Raw genomic sequence first — 14,126 nt, forward strand, 5'->3', positions numbered from 1 at the left:
ACATCACTCCTGCAACGAGAGCCAGAAGAAATCACGGGAGCCGAGGGTGAGTGACAACCGGCCGTCCGGTCCGACCCGGGGGAAGCCGGAGCCGCCGAACAGATCCTTGACCCGCGCCCCGGCGAACCGCTCCGGCAACTGCACGACTCCGGCCTGCGGGCGACTGGAGAGGTTGTTGACGCACAGCACGCTTTCACCCTGTTCGTCGTCCTGGTGATCGCCGCCTGGTCGCCAGTCCCGCACGAAGGCCAGCAGCGCCTCGTTGTCGCACGGGAGTGTCTCGAAGGAGCCCAGACCGAACACGGGGTGCTCACCGCGAATGTGCAGCATCGCCCGCACCCAATGCAGCAGCGAAGACGAACTGGCCATCTGCGCTTCGACATTGACGTTGTTGTGGTGGTAGACGAGGGACTGCACCACGGGCAGGTACAGCTTGCCCGGGTCGGCCGAACTGAACCCGGCGTTGCGGTCGGGAGTCCACTGCATCGGGGTGCGGACCGCATCGCGGTCGTTCAGCCAGATGTTGTCGCCCATGCCGAGTTCGTCGCCGTAGTACAGGCATGGCGAGCCGGGTAGCGAGAGCAGCATCGCGTGGATGAGTTCGATCTCGGCACGGGAATTGTCCAGCAGCGGCGCGAGGCGGCGGCGGATGCCGATATTGGCGCGCATCCGGGGGTCCGGCGCGTACCAGGCGTACATCGCCGAGCGCTCCTCCGGCGTCACCATCTCCAACGTCAACTCGTCGTGGTTGCGCAGGAAGGTGCCCCACTGGGTACCCGGCGGGATCGGGGGAGTGGCCTCCAGCACGTCGATGATGGGGGTGGCCTTCTCTTCCCGAAGTGCGCTGTACAGCCGCGGCATCACCGGGAAGTGGAAACACATGTGGCACTCGGGCGCCTCGGTGGTGCCGAAGTAGTCCACGACCTCGCTCGGCATCTGGTTGGCCTCGGCCAGCAGCACCCGGCCGGGGTACTCGTGGTCGACCATGGCGCGCAGCTTGGCGAGGAACTCGTGGGTCTTGGGGTGGTTCTCGCCGTTGTGCCCTTCTTCCTCGAACAGGTAGGGCACGGCGTCCAGGCGGAACCCGTCGATGCCCAGATCCATCCAGAACCGGACGACGTCGAACATTGCCTCGATCACCTTGGGGTTCTCGAAGTTCAGGTCCGGCTGGTGGGAGAAGAAGCGGTGCCAGTAGAACTGGCGTCGAACCGGGTCGAAAGTCCAGTTGCTGACCTCGGTGTCGACGAAGATGATGCGCGCATCGCCGTACTTGGTGTCGTCATCGCTCCAGACGTAGAAGTCCCCGTAGGGGCCCTCCGGGTCGCTGCGGCTGGCCTGGAACCACGGGTGCTGATCGCTGGTGTGGTTCATCACCAGGTCGGTGACGATGCGGATGCCGCGGGCGTGCGCCTGGGTGACCAACTCGCTGAACTCCGGCAGGGTGCCGAATTCCGGCAGCACGGCCGTGAAGTCGCTGATGTCGTAGCCGCCGTCGCGCAGCGGGGAGGCATAGAACGGCGGAATCCACAGACAGTCGACACCCAGCCACTGCAGGTAGTCGAGTTTGCCGATCAGGCCGGTGAAGTCACCGCTGCCGGCGCCCTTGCTGTCGGCGAAGGCGCGGACGAGCACCTCATAGAAGACGGCAGTGCGGTACCAGTCGGGGTCGTAGCCCAGCGCGGACCCTCCAGACGGGGCTGACTGCATCAGAACCTCCGGACGTGGATGATGTGCACGGGCTCGGCGTCGGGGCCCAACCGGACAAAGTTGTGCTCGCCCCAATTCCACGAGTTCTGGGTGATGAGGTCCTTGGCGACGAACCAGCTACCGGGATCCAGCCCGAGCGCGGCCAGGTCGAGGTGCACCCAGGTTTCGCGGGTCGTGTGTGGGTCGAGGTTGGCCACGACGAGGATCACATCCTCCTGGCCATCGACGATCCGGCGCTTGCTGAAGCACATCACCGCCTCGTCCTCGCAGGTGTGAGCGTGGAAGTTGCGCAGCCGGTGCAGGCTGGGGTGAGCCCGGCGGATCTCGTTGAGCCGGGTGAGGTAGTCAGCCATCCACAACTGACCCTCGAGGTCACCGCCGGGGGCGTAACGCTCCCACTGACGATCCTTGAACTGGTACTTCTCGTTGTCGACCTGTTCCTCAGCGCCGGGCCGGGGAACCGCCTCGAGCAACTCGTAGCCGGCGTAGATGCCGTAGGTGGGAACGAGTGTGGCGGCTAGCGCGGCGCGCAGTTTCCAACCGGTGGGCCCGGCGTACTGCATGTACGGGGTGAGGATGTCGTGCGTAGTGGGCCAGAAGCTCGGGCGCATGTAGGCGCTGGCCGGCCCGGAGAGCTCCTCCATGTACTCGATGAGCTCTTCCTTCTCGTTGCGCCACGTGAAGTAGGTGTAGCTCTGTTGGAACCCGACCTTGGCCAGCGTGGCCATCATGGCCGGCTTGGTGAAGGCTTCGGCCAGCCAGATGACCTCGGGGTGGCTCTGGGCGACGTCGCTGATGAGCCACTGCCAGAACTCGACCGGTTTGGTGTGCGGGTTGTCGACCCGGAAGATCTTGACCCCGTGGTCGATCCACACCTGGATGACCCGGCGCACCTCGGCGTAGATCCCGGCCGGGTCGTTGTCGAAGTTCAGCGGATAGATGTCCTGGTACTTCTTCGGCGGGTTCTCCGCGTAGGCGATCGTGCCGTCGGCGCGGGTGGTGAACCATTCGGGGTGCTCAGTCACCCACGGGTGGTCGGGGGCGCACTGCAGTGCGATGTCGAGGGCGACCTCCATACCGAGCTTGGCGGCTTCTGCGACGAAGTGGTCGAAGTCGGCAAAGGTGCCCAGTGAGGGTTCGATGGAGTCGTGGCCGCCGTCCTGGCTGCCGATGGCATACGGCGATCCGGGGTCGTCCGGTCCAGCGGTCAGGGAGTTGTTCGGGCCCTTGCGGTTGATCTTGCCGATGGGGTGCACGGGCGTCAGGTAGATGACGTCGAAGCCCATCTTGGCGATCGCGGGGAGGCGCTCAGCGGCAGTGCGCAGCGTCCCGGTGCTCCACTTGCCCGTCTCGGGGTCATAGCGGCAGCCCTCCGAGCGGGGGAAGAACTCGTACCAGGCTCCGTACAGTGCGCGTTCGCGCTCCACCAGCCAGCCGTAGTCGGGGCTGCCGGTGACGAAGTCGCGCAGCGGGCGCGTCTGCAGTTCGGCGGCGAGCTCCGCTTGGAGTCCGGCTTGCAGCCGCTTGGTCACTGGCAGCTCGGTGTCACGCAGGGTGGTGATCGCAGTGCGCAACAACTCTCGGCCTGCCTCGGGCCGCTGCACCTCTTCGTCGCAGCGAGTGAGCAACCGGGCGCCCTCTTCGAGCATGACCTCGACGTCGACCCCGGCCTCGACCTTGATCTTGGCGTCGTGTTGCCAGGTCGCGTACGGATCCGACCAGCCCTCGACCCGATAGGTCCAGTTGCCGGGCCGATCCGCGGCGACGGTGGCCTCCCAGTAGTTCAGCCCTTCGTTCAGGCAGCTCATCGGGATGTGGTGAGTGCCGCCGGTGGGGTCGGTGAGCACCACCGTGGCGTTCACCGCGTCGTGTCCCTCACGAAAAACGTTCGCGGAGATGACGACGTCTTCGTCAACGACGGCTTTGGTGGGAAAGGCTCCCCCCTCGATCACGGGTTGCACATCCATGACCGGTATGCGCCCCAGCGGACGCTGGCCGGGGGGCAGGCTCGAGGCGGGGACAGCAGGGAGCGCGGGCGTAGTCGTCACAGGGCTGACGCTATCGGTTCGGGACGCCAATGTGCATCGGGAGGTGCTCGATGCGTGGCCTGCCCGCGCGCCTTCCGGTTCAGTTCCAGCGGAGGTCATCACGCGCCCGCCCGAACCAGGTAGAGCTGCAGGCTTGAGGCGCCCACCAGCAGCGAGGTCCCGGGCGCGACGGGCTCACCGAGCGTTTCCGCATCCAATGCCTCCAGCGACGGCGGCTGCTCCCATGAGCTGTCCCAGAGCAGATGGAACGACCCGTCCTGATCGAGCGGCGGGAGTGTGACGGTTTCTTCGGTGGGTTTGCCCTGAAAGGTCAACAGGATCGAGTGCGCGCTGAGGCCCTCGCCTTTGAGCAGCATCTGCAGCACCCGGCAACGTGGGTCCTCCCACGAACCGTTCGTCATCGCCTCCCCGTAGCGGCCGTACCAGCGCACGTCCGCGCGTCCGTCGCCGGGCTGGGGCGCGGAGGAGAAGAACGAACCTTGTCGCAGCACCCGATACCGGCGCCGCACGGCTGTCAAGAATCGGGTGGTGGCGATGAGGTCGCCTTGCCAGGGCGCGTGCTCCCAGTCCAGCCATGACGTTTCGTTGTCCTGGCAGTACGCGTTGTTGTTCCCGCCCTGGGTGCGTCCGAATTCGTCGCCGGCGCACAGCATCGGCGTCCCCTTGGCCAGCAGGGTGGTGGCCAGCAGGTTGCGCACTGAGCGGCGACGACGGGTGAGGATGTCCTCCTCGATGGTCAAACCCTCCGCGCCGTGGTTCCAGGACCGGTTGTCACCGTGGCCGTCTCGGTTGTGCTCCCCGTTGGGTTCGTTGTGTTTGCGTTCGTAGGCGGTGGTGTCGGCCAGGGTGAAACCGTCGTGGGAGGCGACATAGTTGATCGAGGCGGTAGGCCCACGGTCGCCGTTGCCGAACAGGTCCTCACTGCCGGCCAACCGGGTGGCCAGCTCACGCACGCCGTGCCCGTTGGCTGCTGAACCGGCCACATCGGGCAGCCAGAAGGTGCGCACGGTGTCGCGGAACCTGTCGTTCCATTCGCAGAACGGCGGCGGGAACTGGCCGGTGCGCCAACCGTGCATCCCGATGTCCCACGGTTCGGCGATGTGCTTGAGTCGCCGGAGCACCGGGTCGGTGCGGATGGAGATGAAGAACGCATGGTTGTCGTTGAATTCGTCCTGTGGGCCGCGGGCGAGGGCGACACCGAGGTCGTACCGGTAACCGTCGACACCGCATTCTTCGGCCCAGTAGCGCAGCGAATCGAGCACCATCCCGCACACGTAGGGGTTGCGCAGATCGAGGGTGTTGCCGCAGCCGGTGACGTCGACGTTGTGCCCCCACCCGTCGAGGCGGTAGTAGGAGGAGGCGTCGATACCCCGCCAGCTCAGGGTCGGTCCGTCGTTGCCTTGCTCGCAGGTGTGGTTGAAGACGACGTCGAGGATGACCTCGATACCGGCCTCGTGCAGGGCGTCGACCATCGCCCGGAACTCCTGAAGGACCTCCTGCGGGTCATCGGCGAGGGCGTAGGCGGCGTGCGGGGCGAAGAACCCCAGGGTGTTGTACCCCCAGTAGTTGTGCATTCCGGCCTGGGCGAGGTGCCGCTCATCCATGAAGGCATGGACCGGCAGCAGCTCCAGGGTGCTCACCCCGAGGTCGCGCAGGTGCGCGATGAATGCAGGGTGTGCCAGGCCGGCGTAGGTGCCGCGTAGTTCCTGCGGGATGCCGGGGTGGCGCAGCGTCGCTCCCCGAACGTGGGCCTCGTAGACGATGGTGTCGGTCCACGGCACCCGCGGGCAGGGCCGTGGCCTGGTGAGGCTGGTGGTGTCGATGACGACCGCGCGCGGGGTCACGGGGGCGCTGTCTCGGTCATCGCGAACATCGGGGCTGCCTTCGAACTGCGCGTCGACCTCGTGGCCGAACAGTTCCGGACTCCACCGGGGTGGCCCGTCGATCGCCCGCGCGTACGGGTCGAGCAGCAGCTTTGCCGGGTTGTGGCGCAGGCCCACAGCTGGGCGCCACGGACCGTGGACTCGGAATCCGTAGCGCTGCCCCGGCCCTACCTCGGGCAGGTGCACCGACCACACGTGATGCACGCGGTCGGTCATCGGTATGCGCCGCTCGCTCGTGCCCTCGTTGTCGCCGGTGTCGAACAGGCAGAGCTCCACCGCCTCGGCGTGGGAGGCGAACAAGGCGAATGTCGTTCCATCCTCACCCGGCGTGGCACCGAGCGGAGGGGCGACGTCGAGGTGAGGACGCATGCGGTTCAGGGTACGGGAGCCCTTCACGCCCGATGTGCGGGGCGATGCAGCGTCGTTTCGTGCGGGTTCGAGAAGCGGGCGACCAGGGCGAGGAGCGCTGACGCCCAAGCCAGTAGCGGCCCGACCCAGGCGGTATCGGGGGTCCCGTCCGAGAGGGCGGCGGTGATTCTCAGAATGGCCACCAGACTGCGGACTGGCCTATGGGCGTGTCATTTCCTCGGGTGCTCGGCTGCGGGGGAGGGTCGTGAACGATCCTGCGCTTTTCAGCGGCACTGCTTTCCGGGTGCCGATCCGCTGGACCTGCGGACTGCGATGGTGTGCGTCCACCTTCCGGTCACCGGGTGGGCATCACGATCGAGGCATGTTTGTCGAGGAGAATGCGTTCCTCTCCGGCGGTGCCGGGTCGGTTTCTGCGGTGTTTCTCGCTACGGTGGTTACATGACTGACCCCACATCCCTCCCCAGCTTCCCGCCTCCCGCCGGTGAGCACCCCTTGCGCGGACGCGTCATCGACGCGCTCTCCGATGAGGGTTTCCGCCCCGATATCGATGCAGATGGCGACGTCAGCTACAAGGTCGAGGGCCACCAGCTGTTCGTGCACTGCGCCGAGGGTGAAGTCCCCGTCATGCGGGTGTTCGGCCAGTGGCAGATCGGTGAGGACCTGCCCACCGATGAGACGCTGCAGCTTCGCAACGCCAACGACCTGTCGCTGCGCCTGAACATCGTCAAGGTCGGCGTGAACAACGGAACGCTCGTCGTCACGGCTGAGCACATCGTCGGCCCGGACGCCGACGTGCGCGCCCTCATCGCGATCAGCACTCAGCTCGTGCTGACAGCCGTGCAGTTCTGGCACCAGATGATGCTGGGCCAGGATGTCTTCGGCGAAGGCGCTGCGCCGCAGGAAGGCTGAGCCCCTACCCACGTTTTCTCGTCGGGACGTTGCCCCCTGGTGTGGGGTGCGTCCCGACGAACGCGTTCGGGGCCGGATGGGTGGGCCCGAGAAAGCCGGGGTCACTGCGGACAGTGGCGTCGAACAACTAGGTAGCGCATCTGGGTAGACAGTCAATCTAGTCAGGGATACGATCTAGTCATGTCCACCTCCTGGCCCAGCGAATGGCTCCGCGGAGTGATCGGCACCTGCGTGTTGCGGGTGCTGGCCGAGGGGCCCACCTACGGCTACGCCATCTCGGCCAGCCTCGAAGAGCTAGGCCTGGGGGCTGTCAAAGGCGGCACGCTCTATCCGCTGCTGCGCCGGTTCGAAGAGGCAGGTTGGGTCGAAATCGAATGGCGGGCCGGTGATGGTGGGCCGGGGCGCAAGTACTACGCGCTGACCACCAGCGGTCGGGAACAGCAGCGCCAGCAAGCTGCCGCGTGGACTGAATTCGCCCGTTTGACCGCTGACTTCGTTGCCGCGCCAGCGGCAACAGCATCTGCGACGTCGGATGCAGCGGCTCACGGCGGCTCACTCCGGCACGACTCCTAGGAGAGGTCATGGCCTACGACACCCGAACCCCGCACCTGGATCCGCACTGGGTGGATGAATTCGTTCTCGAACTGCGCCTGCGTGACGTGCCCGGCACCAGCATCGGGGCTGCGCTGGCCGAGGCGGAGTTGCACTGCGCCGACAGCGGCCAAGGCGCCCGGGACGCCTTCGGTGACCCGGCGGAATACGCGCGCAGCCTCTCATTGCCAGCCAGTCCGCTCTCGATGGGTGCCCTGACCAAGCCGCTGCTGGCCGGGGTTGTCGGGGTGCTCGGCACGCTGCTCACCGCGGATGCCTTCGCGGCTTGGCGCGGGGGCGAAGCGTTGAGGATCACCTGGGGGATGCTCGCCCTGCTCACCCTCAATGTCGCAGTGGTTGCGGTCCTGCTATTCACGCTGAACCGTGCGTTGGAGTTCGTGTTGCGCCACCCGGTGCGATTCGGCCTGGTGATGGCGGTACACGTTGCCGCGAGTGTGGGGGTTCTCCTGCTCTTCCCCTCGGTGGCAGCTACGGCGCCTGCGGCCGGGGCGCTGCTGGTGGGAGTGCTGCTGCTGGCGCTCTCGATCCCGCTGCAAGCTGCTGCGGCCCAACTGAACGATCCTGTCGTCGGGCCTGGTGAGGCTGCCGGGATAGGCAGCGACCCCGACCCATCGCCGAGGTGGATGCGGCTGGCGAACCTCGCCCTCTTCCCGGCGCTCACGCTGGCCCTGATCGGTCTGGATTTTGTCCTCTCGGCACTCCAGTAAGTCCTGAGGCGACGTTTTGCCGCAGGTCAGCGGCTGTGTGTGGACGCTCACGCCGCTGGGCGGTTGGGAGTGTCGGCCCCGTTGCTTAGGCTCAGAGTGGAGTTTCCTCGTCATTGCAACTCTCGAGGGTGTCTGCGTGGGCGGCGTTCGCTGCCCGCTGCGGTGCACCGCGAGCAGGCCACGGCGGGTGGCGCCCCGCGCCTACGAAATCGCAGAACCAACAAGAGAGGGCACGACATGAACATCGTCGTCTGTGTCAAGTACGTCCCTGATGCACAGTCAGACCGCACATTCGACAGCTCCGACAACACGACCGATCGAGTAAACGTCGACGGTCTGATGTGTGAGCTCGACGAATATGCCGTCGAAGAGGCCCTCAAGATCAAGGAGGCCGGGGAGGGTGAAGTCACCGTCTTGACCATGGGGCCGCAGAAGGCGGTCGACGCGGTCAAGAAGGCGCTGCAGATGGGCGCCGACAAAGCCGTGCACGTGTGTGACGACGCCCTTGCCGGGTCGGACTCGGTCGCTACCTCCTTGGTTCTGGCCAAAGCTGTCGAGAAGATCGGCGGTGTCGACCTGGTACTGACCGGGATGGCTTCCACCGACGGTGAGATGTCGGTCGTTCCGGCGATGCTCGCCGAGCGTCTCGGCCTGCCACAGGTCACCTTCGCCTCGGAGTTGACGGTAGAGGGTGGGTCGGTGACGATCCGCCGCGACGGCGACGTGGCGACGGAGATCATCACCTCCAGCCTCCCGGCCGTGGTGTCGGTCACCGACCAGATCAACGAGCCGCGCTACCCCTCGTTCAAGGGGATCATGGCCGCCAAGAAGAAGCCGATGGAAACCTGGTCGTTGGCCGACCTGGGGGTCGAAGCGAGCGAGGTCGGTCTCGACGCGGCGTGGACCAAGGTCCTGGAGACCAAGAAGCGTCCTCCGCGCCAGCAAGGACTGGTCGTCACCGACGACGGCAGCGGCGGCGCAGTGCTGGCGCAGTTCCTGTCCATGCAGAAGTTCATCTGAGACGACCAGGATCGAAGGAGTAGATCACCATGACCGAAGTTCTCGTTCTGGTCGACCACGTCGACGGGCAGGTTCGCAAGACCACTGCCGAAATGCTCACGCTGGCAAGCCGTATCGGCGAACCCTCAGCAGTCTTCATCGGTGAGGGATTCGACGCCGCTAAGGAATCGCTGGCCAAGTACGGCGCAGCCAAGGTGTACCGCGTGGAAGCGGCTGACATCTCCGACTACCTCGTGGCACCGGTGGCCGAGGCGCTGGCCCAGATCGCCGAGACGGCTCAACCGGCCGCGATCCTGGTTTCCAGTTCGGCCCACGGGAAGGAGATCGCGGGCCGTCTCGCGGTCAAGCTCTCTTCGGGTCTGATCACCGACGCGGTGGATGTGCGCGCCGGCAGCGAAGGGATCGAAACGACCCAGTCGGTCTTCGCCGGCGGCTGGACCGTCGATGCCAGCGTCACCCGTGGCACCCCGATCATCACCGTCAAGCCCAACTCGTGCGCCCCCGAAGAGTCCGCCGGTGCGGCCGCTGACGAGGTCGTGCAGGTGAGCATCTCCGAGGGTGCCAAGGCGGCCAAGATCACCGAGCGCCGCGAAAAGCAGGCCAGCGGCCGTCCGGAGTTGACCGAAGCGGCGATCGTCGTCTCCGGTGGTCGCGGCACCGCCGGCGACTTCACCAAGGTCGAGGAGTTCGCCGACAGCCTCGGCGCTGCGGTGGGCGCCTCGCGCGCCGCGGTCGACGCCGGCTGGTACCCGCACACCAGCCAGGTGGGTCAGACCGGCAAGCAGGTCTCGCCGCAGCTGTACGTCGCGTGCGGCATCTCCGGTGCCATCCAGCACCGGGCCGGTATGCAAACCTCCAAGACGATCATCGCGGTGAACAAGGACGAAGAAGCCCCGATCTTCGAACTGGTTGACTTCGGCGTAGTCGGTGACCTCTTCGAGGTTCTCCCACAGGCCACCGAGCAGGTTCAGTCGCAAAAGGGCTGAGCAGACCACACCCCGATGGGCCGCTGCACGCCATGTGCGTGCGGCGGCCCGTCGTCGTATCCGGGGGAGTGCGAGGCCGCGGAGACAGCGCTGCCGGAATCCCAGCCCGGGGCCGACCTGCAGGCGCGGGACGCTTGACCCAGGCTGAGCCGGTGTGCTGTGGACCGGACACCGAGTCGGGCATCGCACCGACGGCGGCTGGTTGATGGCACTGAGCCCCGACGGCTTCGGGGGGCGGCGTCGGGGCTCAGTGGTCAGGGGGGAGGTGTACACCTCGGGGGCAATTGTGTCGCCCTTGGCAAAGAAGTTGAAAACAACATTACCGGAGTGAGTGGTCATCTCCGCAGCTTGTTGGACTGTTGCGCAAAGGCGGCGGGGCGGGTGCGCAGGCGCGGCTGTTCACCGGGGGTCGTAGCTACCAGGCGTGGTTCGTAGACTCCATGGCGTGACCGACGAGCGACGATGTGTATATCTGGACCATGGCGCGACGACACCGGTGCTGCCGGAGGTCATCGAGGCCATGGCCGCCGAACTGTCTCATGTCGGCAACCCCTCCTCCCTGCACGGCCCCGGGCGAGCCGCCCGAGGCCGCGTCGAGGAAGCCCGCGAGAAGCTGGCAGACGCGCTGGGGGCCACCGCATCCGAGATCGTCTTCACCTCCGGCGGTACCGAGTCTGACAACCTGGCGATCACCGGGATGTTCCGTCATCGCCACCGTCAAGACCCCCGTCGCCGACGGGTGCTGGTGGGTGCGATCGAACACTCAGCCGTCCTGGACACCGCCGAAGCGCTCGCCGAGCACGAAGACGCGCAAGTGACCTTGGTGCGTTGTGACAGTGCGGGCATCATCACCCCCGATGCGCTGCGTGAAGCACTGCTCGCCACCTGCGGCGACAACGCCGACGATGTGGCGCTGGTCTCGATCATGTGGGTGAACAACGAGGTCGGGGTGGTGCAGCCGATCGCAGAACTGGCGGCGGTGGCTCACGAGTACGCCGTGCCGTTCCACACCGATGCCGTGCAGGCGGTCGGGCAGGTTCCGGTCGACTTCGCCGCCAGTGGCGTCGACGCGATGTCTGTCTCCGGACACAAACTCGGGGGCCCCGCAGGGGTAGGCGCCCTGCTGGCCCGCCGCGACGCCCCGATCGCCCCCATCTCCTTCGGCGGTGGTCAAGAGCGCTCACTGCGTAGCGGCACCTTGGCGACCCACCTGATCATCGGCCTGGCGCAGGCCCTGCCTGCCGCTGTGCAGCGCCAACCCGAGCAAGCAGCACGCCTGCTGGGATTACGCGACGCCTTGATCACCGGAGTGCTCGAACAGGTCCCCGGCTCCCAGGTGACCGGGGCCTGGGATCGTGGCGACATGCAGCGTCGCAGCCCCGCCAACGCACACGTGCTGCTGCCGCAGTGCCAGGGCGATTCATTGCTCTTCCTGCTCGACGCCGCAGGTATCGCCTGCTCGACCGGCTCGGCGTGCCATGCCGGTGTGCCCCGTCCGAGCCACGTCGTCCTGGCGCTGGGGCATCCGGAGCAGGAGGCGCAAGGGGCGCTGCGGCTGACCCTGGGTCACGATTCCACCCCGGAGGACGTTGAGAGGTTCATGGCAGCACTACCGGAGTGTGTGGAACGCGCGCAACGGGCCTATCGGGCCGCAGCGGCAAGGAAGGTCGGCTGATGCGCATCGTCGCGGCAATGAGCGGTGGAGTTGATTCGGCCGTCGCGGCTGCCCGGATGCTCGATGCCGGTCATGAGGTCGTCGGGGTGCATCTGGCCTTGTCCCGCAGCGCCGCCACCCTGCGCGAAAGCGCTCGCGGCTGCTGCACGATCGAGGATGCCGGGGATGCGCGCAGAGTGGCGGACCGGCTCGGGATCCCGTTCTACGTGTGGGACATGTCAGAGCAGTTCCAAGCCGACGTCGTCGACGATTTCGTCGCCGAATACGCAGCCGGGCGCACCCCGAACCCGTGCCTGCGCTGCAATGAGCGGATCAAGTTCGCGGCGCTGTTGGAGAAGGCGCTAGCGCTCGGCTTCGACGGGGTCGCCACCGGGCACTACGCCCGCATCATCGAGCCGGGCGATCCCGAATGCAGCACTGGACGACGGGAACTGCATCGCGCGGTCGACCCGGCCAAAGACCAGTCGTATGTGCTCGGGGTGCTGGATGCACAGCAGCTCTCGGCATCCTGGTTTCCACTCGGGGACACCACCAAGCCGCAGATCCGTCAGGAGGCGGCCGAGCGCGGCTTCGCTGTAGCCAAGAAGCCCGACAGCCACGACATCTGCTTCATCGCCGACGGCGACACCCGCGGCTTCCTGGCCCGACAAGTGGAGCGAACCCCGGGGCAGATTCTCGACGCGCAAGGCCAGGTCGTGGGTGAGCACTCAGGCGCGGTGGGCTTCACCGTGGGGCAACGCAAGGGACTGCATCTGCGTCGTCCCGCCGCCGACGGGCGCCCGCGCTACGTCGTCGCCACCGATCCGGTGGCCAACACCGTGACGGTCGGGGCGGAATCGTTGCTGTCCGTGGACCTCATCTACGCCGACCGTGCGCGCTGGTGCGGACCGGTGCCGGTCGGCCCGGTGCAGGTCGGCGCCCAGGTGCGGGCGCATGGCCAGGAGTACCCGGGGACCGCCGTCGCCGATGGCCACGGCGGGATCGAAGTGCGACTGGCCGAGCCGGTACGGGGCGTCGCGCCGGGTCAAGCGGTTGTTCTCTACCAGGGGACCCGGGTGGTCGGCTCTGGAACCATCACCCGCTCCACCCGGCAACGCGCAGCGGCGGGGGCCAGCTGAGGACGCCGGGCAGGCGTGATCGATCGTGAGACCGAGTCTGGTGCCGCAGGCTGCCTGGGCCCGTCACCCGGCTGCGGCCGGGTCGTAAGGCGCACCAGCGCCGTGGTGCGTGCCGTCGATGCTGGCCGGTCTTGCCTGCTGCCCGGAGGTACTCAGAGTTCAGCTCGGTGTGATTGCTGCGGCGGCAGCCTCCCGCTGCTGGAACACCTTCTCAGCGGCGCCGGTGGCGTTGATGGCCCGGGGGAAGCCTGCGTAGACCGCGGCGTGCAGCAGCGCTTCGGTGATCTGCTCCCGGGTGATGCCGACGTTGAGAGCGGCGTTGACATGGACCTGGAGCTGGGGCTCGCAGCCGCCGAGGGCGGTCAGCGCACCGAGGGTGACGAGCTGACGGCTGCGGGCGTCCAAACCCGGGCGCTCATAGACGTCACCGAAGGCGAAGGCGGCGATGTGGTGGGCCAGGGCAGGGCTGGTTTCGCCAAGGGAGTCGAGCACCGCCTCGCCCTGCTCACCGTCGATCCGAGCCAGCACCTGTTGACCGTGCTGTCGGCGGGCGATGTTCTCGGGGCTGTCGATGTCGTGCTGGGCGCTCATGGGCGTGGTCCTTCGCGGTAGGTGGCGAGTTTGTACTCGGTGGCGGCCAGGGCGAGCTGCAGGTCGGTGATCTTGCGGCGGAGGGCCTCGCGGTGATTCCGGAGCAGGTCGACCCGCTCGGGCACCGTCTCAGCGCCGGAATCTGCCAGCTCGATGTAGCGCGTCAGGTCGGCGATGCTCATGCCGGAAGTCCGCATCCGGGCGATGAAGACCAGCCGCCGCACGGCCGCCGGTCCGTAGCGGCGATGCCCGGCCTCGTTCCGTTCGACATGCACCAGGCCGACCCGCTCGTAGTAGCGCAGCGTGTGCGGGCTGAGCTGCAGGTGCTCTGCCGTGGTCGCGATGTCCCAGTCGCCGGCCTCATCGTCGCGGGCCAAATCGGCAAGCGCCTCGACGTCCAGGCCTGAGCCGGGGTCGAGCGCGAGCCTGAGCGCATGAGCGAGCGCGTCCGAATCCATGTCTGGGACGCTACGGCTTAGAGCGCGCTCACACGCAAGCGTT

Annotated in this window: 12 protein-coding genes; 7 read left to right on the top strand and 5 right to left on the bottom strand. The window is 67.0% G+C overall.

Features of this window, described 5'->3' with window-relative positions; all coding sequences use genetic code 11:
- Window positions 1-3: 3 nt before the first annotated feature.
- The 3 genes from treS to glgX all read right to left on the bottom strand — a co-directional run bounded on the left by treS (window position 4) and on the right by glgX (window position 6,007).
- Window positions 4-1,707, bottom strand: coding sequence for a maltose alpha-D-glucosyltransferase (gene treS, locus G9V96_RS13565; protein WP_168583510.1), 1,704 nt, complete (start codon window positions 1,705-1,707; stop codon window positions 4-6).
- On the bottom strand, window positions 1,707-3,674 hold the full coding sequence (locus G9V96_RS13570) for an alpha-1,4-glucan--maltose-1-phosphate maltosyltransferase (RefSeq protein WP_226913684.1): 1,968 nt from the start codon (window positions 3,672-3,674) through the stop codon (window positions 1,707-1,709). Before G9V96_RS13570 ends, treS begins: the two co-directional genes overlap by 1 nt.
- 179 nt (window positions 3,675-3,853) lie before the next feature.
- Window positions 3,854-6,007: a glycogen debranching protein GlgX gene (glgX, locus tag G9V96_RS13575; protein ID WP_168583512.1), complete on the bottom strand. Its 2,154-nt coding sequence runs from the start codon at window positions 6,005-6,007 to the stop codon at window positions 3,854-3,856.
- Between the two features lie 438 nt (window positions 6,008-6,445).
- On the opposite strand from glgX, the gene G9V96_RS13580 reads away from it, so the two are divergent.
- From G9V96_RS13580 to mnmA, 7 genes are all read left to right on the top strand, one after another.
- A complete protein-coding gene (locus G9V96_RS13580; RefSeq protein ID WP_168583513.1) occupies window positions 6,446-6,916 on the top strand; it encodes a T3SS (YopN, CesT) and YbjN peptide-binding chaperone 1 in 471 nt (156 codons plus the stop codon).
- Between the two features lie 180 nt (window positions 6,917-7,096).
- The gene (locus G9V96_RS13585; RefSeq protein ID WP_168583514.1) at window positions 7,097-7,489 is read left to right on the top strand and encodes a PadR family transcriptional regulator; all 393 of its coding nucleotides are present in this window, start codon (window positions 7,097-7,099) and stop codon (window positions 7,487-7,489) included.
- A gap of 8 nt (window positions 7,490-7,497) precedes the next feature.
- Window positions 7,498-8,235: a hypothetical protein gene (locus tag G9V96_RS13590; protein WP_168583515.1), complete on the top strand. Its 738-nt coding sequence runs from the start codon at window positions 7,498-7,500 to the stop codon at window positions 8,233-8,235.
- A gap of 237 nt (window positions 8,236-8,472) precedes the next feature.
- The gene (locus G9V96_RS13595) at window positions 8,473-9,255 is read left to right on the top strand and encodes an electron transfer flavoprotein subunit beta/FixA family protein (protein WP_168583516.1); all 783 of its coding nucleotides are present in this window, start codon (window positions 8,473-8,475) and stop codon (window positions 9,253-9,255) included.
- A gap of 29 nt (window positions 9,256-9,284) precedes the next feature.
- A complete protein-coding gene (locus G9V96_RS13600; protein WP_168583517.1) occupies window positions 9,285-10,241 on the top strand; it encodes an electron transfer flavoprotein subunit alpha/FixB family protein in 957 nt (318 codons plus the stop codon).
- Window positions 10,242-10,686: 445 nt separating this feature from the next.
- Window positions 10,687-11,916, top strand: a complete 1,230-nt coding sequence (locus G9V96_RS13605; RefSeq protein ID WP_168583518.1) for a cysteine desulfurase family protein — start codon at window positions 10,687-10,689, stop codon at window positions 11,914-11,916.
- Window positions 11,916-13,034: a tRNA 2-thiouridine(34) synthase MnmA gene (gene mnmA, locus G9V96_RS13610; protein ID WP_168583519.1), complete on the top strand. Its 1,119-nt coding sequence runs from the start codon at window positions 11,916-11,918 to the stop codon at window positions 13,032-13,034. The genes G9V96_RS13605 and mnmA overlap by 1 nt, the downstream gene beginning before the upstream one ends.
- Before the next feature lie 159 nt (window positions 13,035-13,193).
- Here the strand turns inward: mnmA and G9V96_RS13615 are convergent, their stop codons facing one another.
- Together G9V96_RS13615 and G9V96_RS13620 are read right to left on the bottom strand one after the other, a co-directional pair.
- Window positions 13,194-13,625 carry a carboxymuconolactone decarboxylase family protein gene (locus G9V96_RS13615; RefSeq protein WP_168583520.1) on the bottom strand — a complete coding sequence of 144 codons (432 nt, stop codon included), beginning with the start codon at window positions 13,623-13,625 and terminating at the stop codon, window positions 13,194-13,196.
- Window positions 13,622-14,083: a MerR family transcriptional regulator gene (locus G9V96_RS13620; RefSeq protein ID WP_168583521.1), complete on the bottom strand. Its 462-nt coding sequence runs from the start codon at window positions 14,081-14,083 to the stop codon at window positions 13,622-13,624. Before G9V96_RS13620 ends, G9V96_RS13615 begins: the two co-directional genes overlap by 4 nt.
- Between the last annotated feature and the right edge of the window lie 43 nt (window positions 14,084-14,126).

The sequence above is a fragment of the Gephyromycinifex aptenodytis genome (genome assembly GCF_012277275.1).
Taxonomy (GTDB): Bacteria; Actinomycetota; Actinomycetes; order Actinomycetales; family Dermatophilaceae; genus Gephyromycinifex; species Gephyromycinifex aptenodytis.

What these genes read in the sequence shown, in the direction of transcription:
- treS (WP_168583510.1), bottom strand. Translation starts at nt 1,707, where the DNA reads ATGCAGTCAGCCCCGTCTGGAGGGTCCGCGCTGGGCTACGACCCCGAC.
- G9V96_RS13570 (WP_226913684.1), bottom strand. Translation starts at nt 3,674, where the DNA reads ATGGATGTGCAACCCGTGATCGAGGGGGGAGCCTTTCCCACCAAAGCC.
- glgX (WP_168583512.1), bottom strand. Translation starts at nt 6,007, where the DNA reads ATGCGTCCTCACCTCGACGTCGCCCCTCCGCTCGGTGCCACGCCGGGT.
- G9V96_RS13580 (WP_168583513.1), top strand. Translation starts at nt 6,446, where the DNA reads ATGACTGACCCCACATCCCTCCCCAGCTTCCCGCCTCCCGCCGGTGAG.
- G9V96_RS13585 (WP_168583514.1), top strand. Translation starts at nt 7,097, where the DNA reads ATGTCCACCTCCTGGCCCAGCGAATGGCTCCGCGGAGTGATCGGCACC.
- G9V96_RS13590 (WP_168583515.1), top strand. Translation starts at nt 7,498, where the DNA reads ATGGCCTACGACACCCGAACCCCGCACCTGGATCCGCACTGGGTGGAT.
- G9V96_RS13595 (WP_168583516.1), top strand. Translation starts at nt 8,473, where the DNA reads ATGAACATCGTCGTCTGTGTCAAGTACGTCCCTGATGCACAGTCAGAC.
- G9V96_RS13600 (WP_168583517.1), top strand. Translation starts at nt 9,285, where the DNA reads ATGACCGAAGTTCTCGTTCTGGTCGACCACGTCGACGGGCAGGTTCGC.
- mnmA (WP_168583519.1), top strand. Translation starts at nt 11,916, where the DNA reads ATGCGCATCGTCGCGGCAATGAGCGGTGGAGTTGATTCGGCCGTCGCG.
- G9V96_RS13615 (WP_168583520.1), bottom strand. Translation starts at nt 13,625, where the DNA reads ATGAGCGCCCAGCACGACATCGACAGCCCCGAGAACATCGCCCGCCGA.
- G9V96_RS13620 (WP_168583521.1), bottom strand. Translation starts at nt 14,083, where the DNA reads ATGGATTCGGACGCGCTCGCTCATGCGCTCAGGCTCGCGCTCGACCCC.